Consider the following 17,888-nt stretch of genomic DNA (forward strand, 5'->3'; position numbering starts at 1 on the left):
GTGGCGGTCAGCGCCGGCGCCGCGCCTGCAGGACCAGCGAATGCAGGATGCGGAGGTCCTCCGCGTCCAGGGTGTCGGCCTCGTCGCCGCGGTAGTGGCGGCGGTAGGCGCGCACCGCCGCGGCCGGGTCGTGCAGCGGCCAGCCGATGGCCTGCAGCGCCAGCCACGGATCGAAACCGGGAGGCGGTTCGCCATCGGCCGGATCCGGCCACAGGCCAAAGCCGGCCTCGGCCAGGCGCTGCCACGGGAACCGCGGGCCGGGATCGCGCTTGCGCGTGGGCGCCAGGTCGGCGTGGGCGATGACCGCGTGGCGCGGGATGCCCAGGCGCGTGGCCAGGTCCTCGAGCAGGCGCAGCAGGGCCTCGATCTGCGCGGGCGGGAACGGTGCGGCGCCATCATTGTCCAGCTCGATGCCGATGGACGCGGAGTTCAGCTCGGTGAGCGCGCCCCAGCTGCCACCGCCGGCATGCCAGGCACGGCGCCGGTCGTCGACCAGCTGGTGCACGCTGCCGTCGGCGCCGACCAGGTAGTGCGCGCTTACCGGCCCGCCGCTGTTGCGGGTGCGCAGCGTGTGCAGGCTCTCCGCCACCGAGCCCTGTTCGGTGGCGTGCAGCACGACCAGCGAGGGCCGCCGGGCGTCGTGGTTGGGCGAAGGCGTCCATTGCGCCAGCGGGCTGCGCTGCGGCGCGTGCGCGCAGGCGGCCAGCAGCAGGCAGAGGACGGCGGGAAAGAGCGTGCGCAGGTCCGGGCTCATGCCCCATTGCACCGCCCCGCGGCGGCGGCGGCAAGCACTGCCTCCGGCGCGCATGGGTGACGGGAAGGCGGAACACGGTTCACCTCGGCGCATTGCAGGCGCGGCCGCTCGGGCAGCGCGCGGGGATCGGGCGGTGGCGCCGGGCGGCGCCACCGCGGTTGTTGCAGGAAGCGCGCCGCGGCCTGTGCCCGCGGCGCGATGCCACTCAGACCTCGTAGGCGGACTCGCCGTGCGAGCTGATGTCCAGGCCGATGCGCTCGGCCTCCTCGTTGACGCGCAGGCCGAACACCAGCTTGGCCACCAGCAGGGCCAGCACGGTGACCACGGCGCACCAGACGATGGTGAAGCCGATGCTGACCACCTGGATCCAGACCTGGCTGCCGATCGAGAAGTCGGCGTCGCCGGTGCCGCCCAGCGAGGGCGCGGTGAACACGCCGGTCAGGACCGCGCCGACGATGCCGCCGACGCCGTGCACGCCGAACACGTCGGCGGTGTCGTCCACGTTCAGCAGCTTCTTCAGGCCGGTGACGCCCCACACGCAGATCGCGCCGGCGGCCAGGCCGATCACGATCGCGCCCAGCGGACCGACCGTGCCGCAGGCCGGGGTGATGCCGACCAGGCCGGCGACCGCGCCGGAGGCGGCGCCCAGGGCCGAGGGCTTGCCCTTGCTGATGGCCTCGACCAGGGTCCAGCCAACCACCGCCGCCGAGGTGGCGAGGATGGTGTTGATGAAGGCCAGGGCGGCGGTGCCGTCGGCGGCGGCGGCCGAGCCGGCGTTGAAGCCGAACCAGCCGATCCACAGCAGGGCGGCGCCGATGAAGGTGAACGGCACGTTGTGCGGCTTCAGCGCGGTCTGGCCGAAGCCCAGGCGCTTGCCGACGAAGTAGGCGCCGACCAGGCCGGCCACGCCGGCGTTGATGTGCACCACGGTGCCGCCGGCGAAGTCGATCGCGCCCAGCTCGCCCAGGTAGCCGCCGCCCCACACGATGTGCGCCATCGGCAGGTAGCTGAAGGTGAACCACAGCACCGAGAACAGCAGCACCGCCTTGAACTTGATGCGCTCGGCGAAGGCGCCGACGATCAGCGCGGTGGTGATGGCGGCGAAGGTGGACTGGAAGGCCACGAACAGCAGCTCCGGGATGGTGCCGCTGAGGGTGTCGACGCCGATGCCCTTGAGGAACGACTTCTCGGTGAACGAGCCGAAGAAGGCGTTGCCCTCGGTGAACACCGCGCTGTAGCCGTAGAAGGCCCACAGCACGATCACGATCGAGGCCACCACCAGCACCTGGCTGAGCACCGACAGCACGTTCTTGCTGCGCACCAGGCCGCCGTAGAACAGGGCCAGGCCGGGCACGATCATCAGCAGCACCAGCAGGGTCGAGGTCAGCATCCAGGCGGTATCGCCCGAATCCAGGCTCGCCTCCTCCTCGGCCGGCGCCTCCTCGGCGGCGGCGGGCTCGGCGGCCGCTTCCCCGACCGCGGCAGCGGCGTCGGCCGTGGCATCGGCGGCGGCGGCGACCGCCGCGGCGGCTTCCTCGGCCGGCGGCGCGGCGGTTTCCTGCGCTTGGGCGGCGAAGGCGGTGGTCGCCAGCGCCGAAACCAGCATCATCAGGCACACGGAATAGAACCGGGTCTTCCACCCGGCCAGGAATCGCGTCTTCATGGTTCTCTCCGGGGTGGGTTAGAGCGCGTCCGCGCCGATCTCGCCGGTGCGGATGCGGATGACCTGCTCGACGGCGGTGACGAAGATCTTGCCGTCGCCGATCTTGGCGGTGCCCGCCGACTGCTGGATGGCTTCCAGCACGGCGTCGACGCGGTCGTCGGTCACGACCGTCTCGATCTTGATCTTGGGCAGGAAGTCGACGACGTACTCGGCGCCCCGGTACAGCTCGGTGTGCCCCTTCTGGCGACCGAAGCCCTTGACCTCGGTCACGGTGATGCCGGACACGCCAGCCTGGGCGAGGGCTTCGCGCACCTCGTCCAGCTTGAACGGCCGGATGATTGCGGTGATCAGTTTCATGTTCGCATCCCGATGGTGGAGGTTCCGGCCATTGCGGCCGGCGTTCGGAACTCCGGGAGTGGCCGGGCCGGGTGGCCCGGCCGTTCCCTTTCGACATGGCCGCTCCGTGACGGCGGCGGCGCACCGATTCGCAGGCTGCATCCGACTTCTTGGGGGAGGTCATGCAGGCCCGGGAATCCCCTTTGCTTGCTTCGCTTCTCTCTCTCCTTCCACTGCCGCCCGGCCCCCTGGCGGACGGCGGTATCGCGCACGGATGCGGAAGCGGCGCGGGGTCGCCCCCGCGCCGCAGCCGGTCAGTTGCCGTAGTACAGCTGGTATTCCAGCGGGTGCGTGGCCGCGCGGAACTTGGTGACTTCCTGCATCTTCAGCGCGATGTAGCCGTCGATGAAGTCGTCGCTCATGACGCCGCCGGCCTTGAGGAACTCGCGGTCCGCGTCCAGCGCCTCCAGCGCCTGGTCGAGGCTGGAGCAGACCTTCGGGATGTTCTTCTCTTCCTCCGGCGGCAGGTCGTACAGGTCCTTGTCGCTCGGCGCACCCGGGTCGATCTGGTTCTTGATGCCGTCCAGGCCGGCCATCATCAGCGCGGTGAAGGTCAGGTAGCCGGACTGCAGCGGGTCGGGGAAGCGGATCTCGATGCGGCGGGCCTTCGGGCTGGACACCCACGGGATGCGGCAGGAGGCCGAGCGGTTGCGCGCCGAGTAGGCCAGCATCACCGGCGCCTCGAAGCCCGGGACCAGGCGCTTGTAGCTGTTGGTGCCGGCGTTGGCGAAGGCGTTGATCGCGCGGGCGTGCTTGAAGATGCCGCCGATGTACCACAGCGCCAGCTGCGACAGGCCGCCGTAGCCGTCGCCGGAGAACAGGTTCTTGCCGTCCTTGGACAGCGACTGGTGCACGTGCATGCCGCTGCCGTTGTCGCCGACGATCGGCTTGGGCATGAAGGTGGCGGTCTTGCCGTTGCGGTGGGCGACGTTCTTGACGATGTACTTCAGGGTCAGCAGCTCGTCGGCCTTGCGCACCAGGGTGTTGAAGCGGGTGCCGATCTCGCACTGGCCGGCGGTGGCCACCTCGTGGTGGTGGACCTCGACCGGGATGCCGGCCTCCTCCAGCACCTTGCACATCTCCGCGCGCAGGTCGTGCAGCGAGTCGTGCGGGGCGACCGGGAAGTAACCGCCCTTCACGCCCGGGCGGTAGCCGGTGTTGCCGGTCTCGTACTTGGTGCCGCTGTTCCAGGCCGCCTCCTCGGACTCGATCTCGAAGAAGGTGTGGCCCATGTCGTTGGCGAAGCGCACCGCGTCGAAGATGAAGAACTCCGGCTCCGGGCCGAAGAACGCGGCGTCGGCGATGCCCGAGGACTTCAGGTAGGCCTCGGCGCGCTTGGCCACGCCGCGCGGGCAGCGCGCGTAGGCCTGCATGGTCGCCGGGTCGAGCACGTCGCAGGTCAGGACCAGGGTCGGGTCGGCGGCGAACGGATCCAGCAGCGCGGTCTCCGGATCCGGCATCAGCAGCATGTCCGACTCGTTGATGCCCTTCCAGCCTGCGATCGAGGAGCCGTCGAACATCTTGCCGTCCTCGAACAGCGAGTCCTCGACGATGCTGGCCGGGAAGGTGACGTGCTGCTGCATGCCGCGCATGTCGACGAATCGCAGGTCGACGAACTCGACCTTGTTGTCCTTGATCAGCTTCTCAACGTTTTCCACGGACATCGCTGTGCAACCTCGGGTTGATGGGTACCCGTTCCGTAGCAGGGTCCGTGCCAACCATCACACTCGTCACAAGCCGTTGATTTGACTGAACTTCCGGTCCGGGAAGGGGAACGAGGCACCAAACAGGTGCATTATTTTGGTGCGAGCAATGCACCTTTTTGGGGATGTGCCAGTGCAGCATTTGCTCGCGTATGCTGGGGCCGCCCTCCCAACCGACGACGCCGCCACGTGTCCGAACTGCTCTCCGCCCTGCTGCTGGGCATCCTCGAAGGACTGACGGAATTCCTGCCCATCTCCAGCACCGGGCACCTGCTGATCGCCCAGCACTGGCTGGGCGCGCGTTCGGACTTCTTCAACATCGTGATCCAGGCCGGCGCGATCCTCGCCGTGACCCTGGTGTTCCGGCGCCGGCTGTGGGAGCTGGCGACCAGCCTCGGCGACCCGGCTACCCGCGACTACGTGGCCAAGCTGGCGGTCGCGTTCCTGGTTACCGCGCTGGTCGGCCTGCCGGTGCGCCTGGCCGGCTGGGAACTGCCGGAGACGGTGACTCCGATCGCCTGGGCGCTGGTGCTGGGCGGCATCTGGATGCTGGTGGCCGAGCACTACGCGGGAAAGCGCGGCGACGTGGCCACGATCAGCTGGAAGGTCGCGATCCTGGTCGGCCTGGCCCAGGTGGTGGCCGGCGTGTTCCCCGGCACCTCGCGCTCGGCCGCGGCGATCTTCATGGCCATGCTGGCCGGCACCAGCCGGCGCGCCTCCGCCGCCGAGTTCGTGTTCCTGGTCGGCATCCCGACCATGTTCGCGGCCAGCGCCTACGCCTTCCTGGAACTGGCCATGGAAGGCGGGCTCGGCGGCGAGGACTGGGCCGGCGTGGCCCTGGCCTTCGCCGCCGCCGCCGCGACCGGTTTCGGCGTGGTGCGCTGGCTGATGGGCTACATCAAGGCGCACCGCTTCACCGGCTTCGCCGTGTACCGGATCCTGTTCGGCATCGCCCTGCTGGTGCTGATGCCGGCGCAGTAACCGCGCCGCGCGGCAGCCGCCCGCGGCCGGACACGCCGCCGCGGCCGGCATGGCGGCTCATGCCATCGGCTGGCGCAGCAGGGTCTTCAGCTTCTCCGGCCGGCTGCGGCGCGGATCGCCGAGGTAGATCTCGTGGTGGCGCCCGCGCAGCGCCGAACGCTCGCGGATCCAGGCGTGCAGGCGGGCGATGGCCAGCCCCTCGTCCCGGTACGGACCGACGTGCAGCAGCTGCGCGCAACGCCCTTCGGCGAAGCTCTCCAGGCGCAGCCGCCGCAGCGCCGGCAGCGCCTTCTTCGCGCGCACGCCGGCCACCGCTTCGGCGACCAGGTCCGCGTCCGCCTCCGGCGGCTGCATGATCATCGCGGTCCATTGCCAGGCAGCGCGGTCGCCGCGGACGAAGCTGGACAGGTCGTCCGACCACCACAGCGCCTCCAGCGGCATCACCACGTAGTCCAGCGCGCGCCGCCGCTTCAGCGCGAACTTCACCGCGTAGGCCACGGCGTACAGCGCCTCCACGGCCTCGCGCCAGGCCGGCGCGGTGTCCGGGTCGCCGCGGCCGTCGACCATCAGGAAGCCGGACGCGGGCACGTCCAGCTCGACGATGCCCGGGGCCGGCCGGTACAGCGGCCCCAGGCTGCGCTTGAGGTCGATCTTCTCCACCCCGGCGCCGCGCGCAGGCTCAGCCCAGGCGGCTGTTGAGGGTGTAGGTGCCGTGCACCGCGGCCTCGCCCAGCACGTGGCCCTGCATGGCGCGCAGCGCGTCGGCGGCGGTGAAGCGGTCGGGCACGTCCAGCCGCGGCACGTCCAGGGCGAACAGGCGGAAGAAATAGCGGTGCACGCGGGCGTCGTTGAATGGCGGGTACGGGCCGTCGTAGCCGTAGTAGTCGCCGCCCATGTGCGCGTCGCCGGCGAACCAGCCGGTGTAGTCGTTCAGCCCCTGGCGCGCGCCTTCCGGGCCCGGCGGCTGGCGCTTGCCGCCGCGGGTCGGGCGGTCGCTGCAGCTGCCGGCCTCGATCGCCACCACCGCCGGGGCGATGTCGACCATGGCCCAGTGCACGAACTCGGTGCGCGGCTGCTCCACCGGGATCTCCATGTCCTCGCGGCCCACGGTCTCCGGCACGGTCGGCGCGTCCGGGTCGATGCACAGCAGCACCAGCGAGCGGGTGCCCTCCGGCACCCCGTCCCAGGCCAGGTGCGGGTTGCGGTTGCCGCCAAAGCCGTCGATCGCGCCCAGCGCGAATTCGGCGGCGATCGGGCCGCCGGCGGGGAAACTGTCGCTCCAGATGCGCATGTGTCTGCCTCCCTGTGGTGGTGGGCCACAGCGTAGCCGAGGCCGCGCCGGCGCGGACCGGAAGGCGCGGGGCTCAGCCGGCCGGCAGCGCCGCGCACAGGCGTTCGGCCACCCAGCGCTCGGCGAAACCGTCGCCGTTGAGGCTCTCCAGGAACGCGCAGTGGCCGCCCCAGGACGCCACCTCCAGCCGCGCGCAGGCCGGCAGCTGCCAGTCCTGGAAATGGTCGATCGGGATCACCGGGTCGTCGCGCGACATCAGGATGTCGGCCGGCACGTCCAGCGCGGCCAGGCGCCGGCCGGCGATCGAATAGCTGTCGAAGTAGGCCTCGACCGAGCCGAAGCCGGCGTGGCGCTGGGCCAGCCAGCCCATCAGCCCGCGCATGTCCAGGCGCAGGGTGGCGTCGTCGTAGCCGTAGCGGTCCGGGAACAGTTCGCGCTTGCGCAGCAGCGAACTGCGCCACTTGCGCCGGAAGTACCAGTCGTAGATCTGCGGCGCGCGTTCCATGTGGTCCATGGTCCTGGCCGGGTCCACCAGCGGGCAGACCGCGGCGATGTGGCGCAGCGGCAGCCCCGCCACCGCCGCGCGCAGGCCCAGGCGCAGGGCGAAGTTGCCGCCCAGCGAGTAGCCGGCCACCACCAGGTCGCGCACCCGCAGCCGCGCCACCATGTCGGCGGCCGCGTGCACCACCTCGTCCAGGCGGTTGGAGTGGAACAGGTCCTCGTTGAGGTGGTGGGTGCCGCCGTGGTCGCGGAAGTTCAGGCGGAACACTTCCAGCCCGCAGCCGAGCAGGCGCGCGGCGGCCATGCGCATGTACCCGGACTCGGCGCTGCCTTCCCAGCCATGCAGCAGCAGGGCCATGCCGCGCGGTTGCACGCCCGGCACCCGGCTGTGCCAGCCCTGCAGGCGCACGCCGTTGCCGCCGTCCAGGATCAGTTCGCGGGTCTGGGCGCCGCTGGCGGCCAGCGCGCGCAGGCCGCGGTGGCGGCGCAGGACGCTGGAGCCCAGCACCGACTGCACGTGCGGATTGCGCAGCAGGCGCGGCGGCTGGAAGTCGGCGGCGGTCAGCATCCGGGGGAGCGGGACTTGCAGTTTCACCGGCAATCATTCGCCGGACGACGCGGACGGCGCAAGTGCCCGGCGCCCGGATCAGCGTTCCATCACCGCCACGATGCGTTCGCGCGACAACTCGGCCAGGCGGCGGCGCCCCTCGACCTGGCCCGGCGCGATCGGCTCGAGGAAATGCACCTCGGCGCGCCGCGCCGGTTCGCCCAGCAGGCGCAGGAAGTTGGCCACGAAGCTCTCGCGCGGACCGAACGCCACCACCGTCTGCGCGTCACCGCGCTCGCCGTAGCGCAGCGCCACCGGCTGCACCGGCACGCCGGCCTCGACCGCGGCCTGGAAGATGCGCGCGTGGAACGGGCCGACCGCGCTGCCGTCGCGGGTGCGCCCTTCCGGGAACACGCCGACCGCGCGGCCCTGGCGCAGGCGCTCGAGCATCACCGCGATCACCCCGGCCAGCGAGTCGGTGTTGCCGCGCTGGTGGTAGATGGTCTGGCCCAGGGTGGCCAGCCAGCCGACCACCGGCCAGCCGGCGATCTCGCGCTTGGCGACGAAGCCCATCATGCGCTGGCTGTGCAGCATCTCGATGTCGACCCAGCTGACGTGGTTGGCCACGAACAGCACCGGCCCCGGCAGCGGCTGGCCGATCCGCACCAGGCGGAAGCCGAACACCCACATCAGCCCGCCCGACCAGGCGCGCACCGCGCGGTCGCCCAGGGTCTCGCCGCCCCAGCGCAGGCGCGCCAGCGGCGTGACCTGGCACAGCACGGTCAGCGGCAGCGGCAGCAGCAGGTGCAGCAGCAGCAGCGGGACGCGGTAGAGGTAGCGGAACAGGCGGGCAACGCCGGATCCGGGCCGGGCACGGCGCCGGGCGGCTCGTGGGGGAGCGTGGTCCATAGGACGCGCACGATACCGGATGCGGCGCCCGGTTGGGGATGGGCGCCGGCTTTGCCGCGGCGACGGCGCCGGATCAGGCCGCGCCGGCCTGCGGCGCGGCCACCGCGACCACCGCCAGGGTCAGGCGCGAGACGCAGGCCGGGCGCCCGCGTCCGTCCTCGATGCGGATGTCCCAGACCTGGGTGCTGCGGCCCACGTGCACCGCCTTCGCGGTGCCGGTGACCACGCCCTCGCGCACCGCGCGCAGGTGGTTGGCGTTGATCTCCAGGCCCACCGCCTGCTGCACGCGGGTGTCCAGGCACAGGTTGCCGGCGCTGCTGCCCAGGGTCTCGGCCAGCACCACCGAGGCGCCGCCGTGGAGCAGGCCGTACGGCTGGCGGGTGAAGCCCGCCACCGGCATGGTCGCCTGCAGCCAGTCGTCGCCGGCGGCAGTGAACACGATGCCCAGATGCTCGATCAGGGTGCCGCGGCTGAGGCGGTTGAGTTCGTCCAGGTCGACCGGACCACGGAACACCATCGGTGCTGCTCCTGCGCGGAAGGGGCGGCGATTATCGCCGCCGGCTCAGAGGATCGGCACCAGGCCGGCGCCGAAGGCGGTCAGCATGCGGGTCAGGATCGAGCGCGGGCCGAGGCTGACCTCGGGGAAGTCGCCGACCGCCACGTAGCACTGGTGGAAGCGCGGGTCGCGCCGCGGCAGCGGCCGCGGGCACTCCGGGCCGGGCTGGAACACGTAGTTGGTGGCGTAGCGCCACGGCCACAGGTCCAGGACCGGCGACTTCTCCAGCACCTTGTTCATGCTGTAGTTGAGCCCGGACAGCACCGGCGGCCGCGCGCGCGGGGCCACGGTCCAGGAGTTCCCGGGGGCGATGTCGCGCTCGATGCTGGCGGCCAGGGCGCCGGCGAAGGCCGGGTCCTCGATCACCACCACGCCCTCGGTGTTGTAGGTCTCGCTGCGCGGGTCGAAGTTGTGGGTGCCGATCACCGCGATGCGGCGGTCGATCACCATCGACTTGGCGTGCAGGCCCATGCGCGGGCGCTTGCCCTGGGCGCGCACCGGCACCGGGCGGTTGGCCGGGTGGCTGGTGCTCAGCAGCGAGGGCCGGCTCTCGGTGCGCAGCTTGTCGCGCACCTGCCGGCGGTCGTCGTCGGCGCGGCCGCGCCCGCCGCCGGAGCCGGAGACCGCGCCGGGCAGTTCGCTGCGCGGCACCGAAGGATCCTGCGTCTCGGCGTCGCCCGGCTGCCAGGCGCCCAGCGCCGGGTCCACCGGCGGGTCCTCGGGGAACGGCCGGTACTCGTAGATGTCGAAGCCCAGCTCGCGCACGTTGCGGCGCTTGTACTTGTAGCTGAGCGCGTAGACGATCGCGTTGTCGGTGGCCGCCAGGCTGTTGGTCGAGGCCACCACCCGCGGTGGCCGCTCGCGCTGGCGCAGCTGGCGGAAGATCTCCACCGCGCTGTCGGACAGCACCAGGTACGGGGTCTGCAGCAGCACTTCCTCGCGTGCCTGCGCCAGCAGCCCGGCCAGCCCGGAGGCGCCGCTGACCCGGCTCTCGCCCTCGCGGTGCTTCTTCGGCACGTCGGCCAGGTACTCCACCGGGCCCACCGCCATCGCGCGCCGGGCCAGGCGCTCCTCCACCAGCCCGGCGTCGGCCGCCGCCTGGCGCATCCGCTCCACCCGTTCCGGGCGCGCCGGCGTGGCCGGCGGCATCTCCGGCACGCCGGAGGACAGCAGCAGCCGGGCCACGTCGTCCAGCCGCTCCACCGGCACGCTGCGGCGGTCGTTCCAGTAGGCGGCGAAGTTGCGCTGCATCTCGCGCACCACCGGCCCGGCCACCAGCACGTCGCGGTCGCGGAAGTTGTACTGGCTGTCCCAGTCGTAGTAGTCGTCCTGGTAGTTGCGCCCGCCGGAGATGCCGACCGCGTCGTCGATCACCAGCAGCTTGTTGTGCATGCGCTGGTTGAAGCGGCGGAAGCAGCAGATCACGCTGGCCGCGTAGTGCAGGTAGTTGGGCTTGGCGCGGCCGAAGGTCGGGTTGTAGATGCGCAGCTCCAGGTTCTGGTGCGCGCCGGCCAGGGCGGCCAGGATGCGGAGGTCGGCGATCGCCGAGAGCTGGTCGATCAGCACCCGCACCTTGACCCCGCGGCGGGCCGCGGCCAGCAGTTCGTCCAGCACCAGGCGCGCGCTGTCGTCCTTGTCGAAGATGTAGGTCTGCAGGTCGATGCGGCGGGTGGCGCTGCGCATCAGGTTGATCCGCGCCAGCAGCGCCTCGCCGCCCTCGTCCAGGATCAGCGCGCGGTGCCGGGTGCGGCCGTCGGGCGCGCTGGCGGTCTCGGCGAAGGCCTCGCCGGCCAGTTCGCGCAGCGGCGAGGGGGCGGCGCAGCGGTCGGCGCGCTCGCAGTCCAGCTGCGCGTCGCGCCCGGCCACCGCCACCGCCGCGGCCTGCTCGCGCAGCTGCGGGCTCAGGGTGCTGCAGGCGCTGGCCGCCAGCGCCAGCAACGCGGCCAGCAGTGGCCGGGTCCAGGCCCTCACCGCGGCCCCGCCTCGCGCAGGCGCACCTGCATGGTGAAGCGCACCCGCTCGGACAGCACCAGCTGCCAGTCGCCCATGCCGTAGTCGCTGCGCACGATGTCGCCCTCCACCTGCACCGCGCAGTCCAGGCCGGGACGGGCGCAGGGCGCCGGCTGCACCTCCAGCACCTCGCCGCGGGTCGCGCCGCGCAGGGTCAGGCGCCCGTGCAGGCGGCCGCCGCGGGCCAGCGCGTCCGGCGGGAAGGGGTCGGAGACGAATTCCATCCAGGGGTACCGCAGGGTGTCGAAGAAGGCCTCGCCGCGCATCCAGCCGGTGTAGCGCGGCTTGCCCGGGATCTCGGCGGAGGCGGTGGAAATCCGCAAGCGTACCCGGTGGCGGCCGTCGGGCAAGAGGTCGACCAGGCCCTCGTAGCGCGGGAACTGGCCACGCAGGCGCTGGCCGACGCGGGTGCGCACCTCGAATTCCAGCCGGCTGTGGACGGTATCCAGCTCGTACAGCGTCACCGCCGGCGCGGCGACGGCGGCCGGCTCCTGCACCGCCGCCGCGGCGAGCGCGGGCCACAACGCCAGGGCCAGCAACCAGCGCGGGTACCGCATCCGCTCAAGGCCACCAGAATGCGGTCAGGCGGCCCACGCCCGGTTCCACTGGCTGCGCGGTCGGCAGCGACAGCACCGCCAGCCCGGCCGGGGGCATGCCGCGGTATTCGTCCGAACGGCCGCTGTCGAGCAGGGCCACCAGCCGCTCCAGGCCCGGGTTGTGGCCGACCAGCATCAGCCGCTCCACCTCCTGCTGCTCGTCCAGCAGGCCGATCAGGGTGCCGGGGGTGGCCTCGTAGATCGATCCTTCCAGGCGCTGCTCGGCGTAGCCGGTGACCGCCAGCACCGCCTCCAGGGTTTCGCGCGCGCGCCGCGCCGGCGAGCACAGCACGCGGTCCGGCAGCAGGCCGTGCGCCAGCAGCCAGCGCCCGGCGGCCTCGGCCTCGGCCAGGCCGTGGGCCGACAGCGGGCGGTCGATGTCGGCCTGCCCGGGGGCCCCGGGTTCGGCATGGGCATGGCGCAGCAGGATCAGTTCACGCACGGGATGTCCTCGCGGAGGCGGGAGGTCAGGCCTGGTCCAGCCACTGCAGCAGTGGCTCCCAGTCGCCCTGGTGGTCGCGCACCTGCGCGGAGTGGTAGTCGAACAGGCTGCGGCCCAGGCCCACCAGCACGGTGTAGGCCTGGGTGTCGCGCAGCTGCGCCACCAGCGGATAGGGCCAATCGGACAGCATCTGCACCGCCTGCTGGCTGGTGTTGGTCCACGGCTTGCTGCGGTTGAGCACCAGCCCCACCGGAAGGCGCCGGGCGTGGACCCGCGGCACCTTGGCCAGGGTGTTGAGGAAGGCCACGGTGGCCTCGATGTCCAGCGCCGAGGGCTGCAGCGGCACCACCACCGCGTCGGCGCGTTCCAGGAAGCGCTCCAGGTCGGCGGCCAGGGCGCCGGCGGCGGCGTCGACCACCACCAGGTCGGCGTCGGCCGGCAGCCGCTCCCAGCCGCGGCGGGTGCTGGCGTCCACCGGCAGCACGGCGCTGTCCAGGGCGGCGCGGCGCTGCGCCCAGCGGGTGGCCGATCCCTGCGGGTCGGCGTCGGCCAGGACTGTCCGCCGGCCCTGCAGTGCCGCGTGCGCCGCCAGATGGGTGGCGATCGTGGTCTTGCCCACGCCGCCCTTGGACCCGGCCACCAGGATCGTCTTCATCCGCCGCTTGCTCCCATTGGGCTGGCCGCAGGTTACACCGCCCCCGGTGGAGGCGGTAGGAAGCCCGGCGGGTTGCTATCTTTCCCCGCCTCCCCGACACGGACGTACCATGAGCCAGCTGCAGGACCTGACCGCCCTGATCCGCGCCAACACGCCGCTGGTGGTGGTCGAGACCCGCGACGAGGACCGGGTGGTGGAGCTGTTCCGGCAGTCGCTGCTGCACGTGTGGCGGGCCCTGCACCGCTGGACCATCACCGAGGGCCTGCGCCGCCTGGACCTGGACCGCGAGGATCCGCCGCAGGGCCCGCCGGACGCCTCCTCGGTGCTGCGCGCGATCCAGGAGGCCGACCAGCGCGGCATCTACCTGCTGCTCGACTTCCACCCCTACCTGGGCTACGCCAGCCACCAGCGCCTGCTGCGCGACATCCTCCAGCGCCGCCACTGCCAGCCGCACGTGATCGTGCTGGTCGGGGCGAAGGTGGAACTGCCGCCGGAGCTGGAAGCCATGGCGGTGCGCTTCACCCCGCGCCTGCCGGACGCGGCGGCGCTGCTGAAGCTGGTGCGCGAGGAGGCGGAGGCCTACGCCCGCGAGAACGGCGGGCGCCGGGTGGAGGTCGAGGCCGAGGCGGTGCAGCAGATCGTGCGCCACCTGCAGGGGCTGGACCTGCACGACGCCCGCCGCATCGCCCGCCAGCTGATCCACGCCGACGGTGCGCTCACCGCCTCGGACCTGCCGCAGCTGGCCAGGCTGAAGTTCGAACTGCTCAACCGCAGCGGCCACCTGCACTACGAATACGACGCGGCGGCCATGGACGAAGTCGCCGGCGCGCGCCGGCTCAAGCGCTGGGTGCAGCTGCGCCAGGCCGCGTTCGCCGGCAGCCCGCCGCCGGGGCTGGAGCCGCCGCGCGGGATCCTGTTGCTGGGCGTGCAGGGCTGCGGCAAGTCGCTGCTGGCCAAGGCCATCGCCGGCGGCTTCGGGGTGCCGCTGCTGCGCCTGGACTTCGGCACCCTGTACGCCAAGTACCACGGCGAGACCGAACAGAACCTGCGCACGGCGCTGGCCTCGGCCGACCAGCTGGCGCCGTGCGTGCTGTGGATCGACGAGATCGAGAAGGGCGTGGCCGCCGACTCCGGCGATGGCGACGGCGGCGTCTCGCGCCGGGTACTGGGCTACCTGCTGACCTGGATGGCCGAGCGCAAGGCGCCGGTGTTCCTGGTGGCCACCGCCAACCAGGTCCAGCACCTGCCGGCCGAGCTGCTGCGCAAGGGCCGCTTCGACGAGATCTTCTTCGTCGACCTGCCCGACCCCTCCACCCGGGTGGAACTGCTGCGCATCCACCTGGCCGCGCGCGGGCTGCAGCCGCAGGGCTTCAACCTGTCGGCGCTGGCGGCCGCGACCGAGGGCTTCTCCGGCGCAGAGCTCGAGCAGGCCATCGTCTCCGGCCTGTATGCCGCGCACGCCGAGCAGCGTCCGCTGGACACCACCCTGCTGATGGACGAGATCCACGCCACCCGCCCGCTGTCGGTGCTGATGGCCGAGCAGGTCCGCGCGCTGCGCGAATGGGCCCTGCCGCGCACCGTGCCGGCGGACTGAGCCGCGCCGCCGGTTCGCGCCGCGCCGCGCGCTTGGCTATGCTCGGGCGCGGCGGCCAGGGGGGGCCAGGCCGCCGCAGCCGAACCATGGAACAGGTCCGCGGGCAAGGGAAGACGCCCGTGGCGGCGCGGCTGGCATGCATGCGCCCTGCCATCGCAAGGAGGCCTGGCACGATGTCCTCGATTCCCGCCGGCAACGCCGTAGCGCCCACCACGCAGCTGCGCCAGCTGCGTCCCGGTTCGATCCCGCGCCCGCCGCGCAAGCCGCTGTACGACCTGCTGCTGTGGCTGGTGGCGGTGCTGTCCTGCCTGATACCCCTGGCCTACCTGGGCCTGGTCGCCGGGCTGGCCTGGCTGGGCGTGCACTACTACCTGGAGTGGGCCCCGCGCAGCGGCCACGGCATGCTGCGCCTGGTCGGCTGGACCGCGCCGGGCTTCATCATCGGCGTGCTGGTGGTGTTCCTGCTCAAGCCGTTCTTCGCCCCGCGCACCCGCGCCCCGGAACCGGTACGCCTGGAACCGGAACAGGACCCCGGCTTCACCGCCGCGGTGCACGCGCTGTGCGCGGCCATCGGCATCCGTCCGCCGCGCGCGATCCACCTCACCCACCAGGTCAACGCCTGGGTGCAGTTCGTGCCCGGCCCGGCCGGCCTGCTCGGCGGCGCGCGCACCCTCACCATCGGCCTGCCGCTGGTGGCGGGCATGAGCGCGCGCGAGCTGGTCGGGGTGCTGGCCCACGAGTTCGGCCACTTCGCCCAGCGCGGCGGCATGCGCGCGGCGCACCTGATCAACCGGGTGAACTACTGGCTGGAGTCGCGCGCCTACCAGGACGATGCCTGGGATGGGCGCCTGCGGCGCTGGCTGGAGGACGAGGAAATGGGCGGCATCGTCCACCTCACCTGCCTGGCGACCCTGGCCTGCCTGTGGGCCACGCGCCTGCTGCTGCGCGGGATGTTCCAGCTCAGCTTCCGCATGAGCCGGCGGCTGTCCCAGGAAATGGAGTTCGATGCCGACCGCTACGAGGCCACGGTCGCCGGCAGCGAGGCCTTCGCCGCGACCGCGCTGCGCATGCGCGCGCTGGAACATGCCTGGCACGAGGTCGACCGGCTCAACCGCAAGGCCTGGGGCGAAGGCCGCCTGGTCGACGACCTGCCCGGCGCCACCGCCCAGCGCCTGCAGCAGTGGGGCAGGCAGGACTGGGAATCGGTCGAGGCCCAGTTGCAGTCCGACGACACCACGCGCTACTGGGATTCGCATCCGGCCGACCAGGCCCGGATCGCGAACGCGCAGGCGCTGCAGGCGCCGGGCATCTTCCGCGACGACCGTCCCGCCGCCGCGCTGTTCGCCGACTTCCCCGCGCTGTGCCGCCAGGTCACCGCCCACTACTACGCCGGCATGGAGCTGGACTACGGCCCGCGCCAGCTGATCGGCGCGGCCGAGCTGCTCGGCCGCGGCCGCCTGGCCGACGCCACCGCCGCGGCCTGGCAGCGCTACACCAACGGCATGCTCGGCAGCGTGCCGCTGCTGGACCCGGCCGAAGCCGGCCTGCTGCCGGCGGCGGCCTTCGACTGGCAGGCCAGCGTGGACGAACTGCGCCGCCTCGGCCCGGAAGCGACCGGCCTGTGGCAGCGCCTGGACCGCCTGCGCGAGCGCGCCGACGCCCTGGCGCTGTGGATCGCCCTGCTCGACCAGGAAGAAGACTTCGTGATGCCCGACGGCAGCCCGCCCGACCCCGGCGCGCTGCGCGCCGAATACGGCGCCTGCGTGGCCGCGGATACCCCGGACCTGCGCCTGGCCCGGCGCATCCTGGCGGTGTTCGCGCGGCGCCTGCGGCACGCGGTGGACACCCTGGAAGGCGCGGCCCGCGACGAGGCCGAGGCGCGCCTGGCGCTGCTGGCCAGGATGCACGCGCACTGGCCGGAGCTGGCGCGCACCCTGCAGGAGGCGCGGGTGTGCATGCGCATGCACGCCGGCATGGGCAGCGGCGACGAAGTGCTGCGGCCGCGCGTGCATGCGCGCACCGAGCGCTGCCGCGAGCAGGTGGGCGCCCTGCTCGGCAGGCTCGACGACGCCGTCCCCGGCAGCGGGCAGCCGCTGGGCCAGCTGCTGCTCAAGCGCTGCGGCCACTACTCCAGCGCCGGCGCCGACCCGTTCGCGTTTGCGCGCGCCGTGCTGCCACTGGAGGACGCGTTCCTGGACCTGTACCGGCAGCAGCTGGCGGCGCTGGTGGAAACCGCCGATTTGGCCGAACGCACCCACGGCATCCACCCGATCCGGCTGTTCGCGGCGCCGGCGGCGGTCGAAGCCTGAGCCCGGCGCGCGCGGCGCGGCGGCGATGCCCCGCCGCGCCGCCTCAGCCGTGGAACCGGCCCAGCAGCCAGACCCAGGCCGGCAACGTGGCCAGGCACACGACGATGCCGTAGCCGACCAGGGCCGCGCACAGCCGCGGTGCCAGGCCATGGGCCATGGCCAGCGCCGCGGCCGAGACCATGGTCGGCATCGCCGATTCGAGCACGTTGGCACGCAGCATCAGCGGCGGCATGCCGAACAGCAGCGACAGCGGCAGGGCGATGGCCGGCATCACCAGCAGCTTCAGTGACAGCCCCGCAAGCAGCGGGCCCAGTTCCTCGCGCGGCAGGCGCAGGCGGATCGACAGGCCCACCGCCAGCATCACCAGCGGCAGCATGGCGTCGGCCAGCCGCTGCAGCCCGGCGCCGATCCAGTGCGGCGGCTCGGCCGGCATCAGGGTCAGGCCCAGCAGCAGCGCCCAGGCCGGGGGGAAGCGCGCGATCCGCAGCGCCACCTGGCGCGGGCCCGGCGGCGCGTCGCCGCTGTAGCGCGCGCACACGTACAGGCCCAGGGTGGACAGCATCACGAAGGTGCCGAACTGGTCGTACACCACCGCGTACTGCACCGCGCTCTCGCCCAGCAGCGCGCGCACCATCGGATAGCCGAGGAAGCTGGTGTTGCCCAGGCCCACGCACAGCAGCAGCACCGCGTACTGCTCGCGGCCGAACTTCCACAGGCGCGCGGCCAGGCCCACCAGCAGCCAGGTCGCGCCCATCAGCAGCCAGGGCGTGAGCGCCATGCCCAGCAGCGACCATTGCAGGTGCAGGCGCGGCACGTACAGCAGCACCGCGGCGGGCAGGCAGACGTAGAGCACCACCAGGTTGAGCACCTCGGACGCATTGTCCGGCAGCAGGGTGGTGCGGCCCATGGCCATGCCGAGGGCGAGCATGGCCAGGATCAGTGCGAATGCGTCCAATGCCATGGCGTGCCTCAGCGGCTCCC

The 17,888-nt window shown here is 72.6% G+C and carries 17 protein-coding genes; 3 read left to right on the forward strand and 14 right to left on the reverse strand.

All coding sequences use genetic code 11. From position 1 onward, the window contains the following. Positions 1 to 7: 7 nt before the first annotated feature. The 4 genes from EIM48_RS04520 to glnA form a co-directional block, all read right to left on the reverse strand. On the reverse strand, positions 8 to 754 hold the full coding sequence (locus EIM48_RS04520; RefSeq protein ID WP_125076369.1) for an N-acetylmuramoyl-L-alanine amidase: 747 nt from the start codon (positions 752 to 754) through the stop codon (positions 8 to 10). A 205-nt stretch (positions 755 to 959) separates the two neighbouring features. After that, positions 960 to 2,417, reverse strand: coding sequence for an ammonium transporter (gene amt / locus EIM48_RS04525; protein WP_026010669.1), 1,458 nt, complete (start codon positions 2,415 to 2,417; stop codon positions 960 to 962). 18 nt (positions 2,418 to 2,435) lie between these two features. Further along, entirely contained in the window at positions 2,436 to 2,774 is a 339-nt protein-coding gene (locus EIM48_RS04530; protein ID WP_019399321.1) for a P-II family nitrogen regulator, read from the reverse strand. 293 nt (positions 2,775 to 3,067) lie between these two features. Further along, the gene (gene glnA / locus EIM48_RS04535) at positions 3,068 to 4,477 is read right to left on the reverse strand and encodes a type I glutamate--ammonia ligase (protein ID WP_019399322.1); all 1,410 of its coding nucleotides are present in this window, start codon (positions 4,475 to 4,477) and stop codon (positions 3,068 to 3,070) included. A 228-nt stretch (positions 4,478 to 4,705) separates the two neighbouring features. Here glnA and EIM48_RS04540 point away from each other — a divergent pair, with 228 nt between their 5' ends. Continuing rightward, the gene (locus EIM48_RS04540) at positions 4,706 to 5,497 is read left to right on the forward strand and encodes an undecaprenyl-diphosphate phosphatase (protein WP_125109140.1); all 792 of its coding nucleotides are present in this window, start codon (positions 4,706 to 4,708) and stop codon (positions 5,495 to 5,497) included. Between the two features lie 57 nt (positions 5,498 to 5,554). Here EIM48_RS04540 and EIM48_RS04545 read toward each other — a convergent pair whose 3' ends face one another. The 9 genes from EIM48_RS04545 to EIM48_RS04585 form a co-directional block, all read right to left on the reverse strand. Continuing rightward, a complete protein-coding gene (locus EIM48_RS04545) occupies positions 5,555 to 6,157 on the reverse strand; it encodes a GyrI-like domain-containing protein (protein WP_028914340.1) in 603 nt (200 codons plus the stop codon). A gap of 19 nt (positions 6,158 to 6,176) precedes the next feature. Continuing rightward, complete coding sequence (locus EIM48_RS04550) at positions 6,177 to 6,788, reverse strand: YbhB/YbcL family Raf kinase inhibitor-like protein (RefSeq protein WP_028914339.1); 612 nt, start codon at positions 6,786 to 6,788, stop codon at positions 6,177 to 6,179. Between the two features lie 73 nt (positions 6,789 to 6,861). Next, entirely contained in the window at positions 6,862 to 7,854 is a 993-nt protein-coding gene (locus tag EIM48_RS04555; RefSeq protein ID WP_199728385.1) for an alpha/beta fold hydrolase, read from the reverse strand. 81 nt (positions 7,855 to 7,935) lie between these two features. Next, positions 7,936 to 8,745 (reverse strand): lysophospholipid acyltransferase family protein, encoded by an 810-nt coding sequence (locus EIM48_RS04560; protein ID WP_019399327.1) that lies wholly within the window; start codon positions 8,743 to 8,745, stop codon positions 7,936 to 7,938. 73 nt (positions 8,746 to 8,818) lie between these two features. Beyond that, positions 8,819 to 9,262, reverse strand: coding sequence for a hotdog fold thioesterase (locus EIM48_RS04565; protein WP_019399328.1), 444 nt, complete (start codon positions 9,260 to 9,262; stop codon positions 8,819 to 8,821). A gap of 45 nt (positions 9,263 to 9,307) precedes the next feature. Beyond that, positions 9,308 to 11,272 carry a phospholipase D family protein gene (locus tag EIM48_RS04570; RefSeq protein WP_019399329.1) on the reverse strand — a complete coding sequence of 655 codons (1,965 nt, stop codon included), beginning with the start codon at positions 11,270 to 11,272 and terminating at the stop codon, positions 9,308 to 9,310. Beyond that, a complete protein-coding gene (locus tag EIM48_RS04575) occupies positions 11,269 to 11,868 on the reverse strand; it encodes a YceI family protein (RefSeq protein WP_019399330.1) in 600 nt (199 codons plus the stop codon). The genes EIM48_RS04570 and EIM48_RS04575 overlap by 4 nt, the downstream gene beginning before the upstream one ends. A gap of 4 nt (positions 11,869 to 11,872) precedes the next feature. Continuing rightward, positions 11,873 to 12,349, reverse strand: a complete 477-nt coding sequence (locus EIM48_RS04580) for a histidine phosphatase family protein (RefSeq protein WP_019399331.1) — start codon at positions 12,347 to 12,349, stop codon at positions 11,873 to 11,875. A gap of 25 nt (positions 12,350 to 12,374) precedes the next feature. Beyond that, complete coding sequence (locus EIM48_RS04585; protein WP_019399332.1) at positions 12,375 to 13,004, reverse strand: ParA family protein; 630 nt, start codon at positions 13,002 to 13,004, stop codon at positions 12,375 to 12,377. A gap of 109 nt (positions 13,005 to 13,113) precedes the next feature. Between EIM48_RS04585 and EIM48_RS04590 the strand changes: the two genes are divergently transcribed. Beyond that, positions 13,114 to 14,598: an AAA family ATPase gene (locus tag EIM48_RS04590; protein WP_125111148.1), complete on the forward strand. Its 1,485-nt coding sequence runs from the start codon at positions 13,114 to 13,116 to the stop codon at positions 14,596 to 14,598. Positions 14,599 to 14,771: 173 nt separating this feature from the next. Continuing rightward, a complete protein-coding gene (locus EIM48_RS04595; protein WP_158675194.1) occupies positions 14,772 to 16,907 on the forward strand; it encodes a M48 family metallopeptidase in 2,136 nt (711 codons plus the stop codon). Positions 16,908 to 16,950: 43 nt separating this feature from the next. Here the strand turns inward: EIM48_RS04595 and EIM48_RS04600 are convergent, their stop codons facing one another. Next, complete coding sequence (locus EIM48_RS04600; protein ID WP_026010672.1) at positions 16,951 to 17,868, reverse strand: AEC family transporter; 918 nt, start codon at positions 17,866 to 17,868, stop codon at positions 16,951 to 16,953. Positions 17,869 to 17,888: the final 20 nt, after the last annotated feature.

Source organism: Pseudoxanthomonas sp. SGNA-20 (genome assembly GCF_003931635.1).
In the GTDB taxonomy this organism is placed as follows: Bacteria; Pseudomonadota; Gammaproteobacteria; order Xanthomonadales; family Xanthomonadaceae; genus Pseudoxanthomonas.

Coding starts and splice junctions, on each gene's coding strand:
- EIM48_RS04595 (WP_158675194.1), top strand. CDS start 14,772: ATGTCCTCGATTCCCGCCGGCAACGCCGTAGCGCCCACCACGCAGCTG.
- EIM48_RS04585 (WP_019399332.1), bottom strand. CDS start 13,004: ATGAAGACGATCCTGGTGGCCGGGTCCAAGGGCGGCGTGGGCAAGACC.
- EIM48_RS04520 (WP_125076369.1), bottom strand. CDS start 754: ATGAGCCCGGACCTGCGCACGCTCTTTCCCGCCGTCCTCTGCCTGCTG.
- EIM48_RS04575 (WP_019399330.1), bottom strand. CDS start 11,868: ATGCGGTACCCGCGCTGGTTGCTGGCCCTGGCGTTGTGGCCCGCGCTC.
- EIM48_RS04560 (WP_019399327.1), bottom strand. CDS start 8,745: ATGGACCACGCTCCCCCACGAGCCGCCCGGCGCCGTGCCCGGCCCGGA.
- EIM48_RS04590 (WP_125111148.1), top strand. CDS start 13,114: ATGAGCCAGCTGCAGGACCTGACCGCCCTGATCCGCGCCAACACGCCG.
- EIM48_RS04565 (WP_019399328.1), bottom strand. CDS start 9,262: ATGGTGTTCCGTGGTCCGGTCGACCTGGACGAACTCAACCGCCTCAGC.
- EIM48_RS04600 (WP_026010672.1), bottom strand. CDS start 17,868: ATGGCATTGGACGCATTCGCACTGATCCTGGCCATGCTCGCCCTCGGC.
- glnA (WP_019399322.1), bottom strand. CDS start 4,477: ATGTCCGTGGAAAACGTTGAGAAGCTGATCAAGGACAACAAGGTCGAG.
- EIM48_RS04550 (WP_028914339.1), bottom strand. CDS start 6,788: ATGCGCATCTGGAGCGACAGTTTCCCCGCCGGCGGCCCGATCGCCGCC.
- amt (WP_026010669.1), bottom strand. CDS start 2,417: ATGAAGACGCGATTCCTGGCCGGGTGGAAGACCCGGTTCTATTCCGTG.
- EIM48_RS04530 (WP_019399321.1), bottom strand. CDS start 2,774: ATGAAACTGATCACCGCAATCATCCGGCCGTTCAAGCTGGACGAGGTG.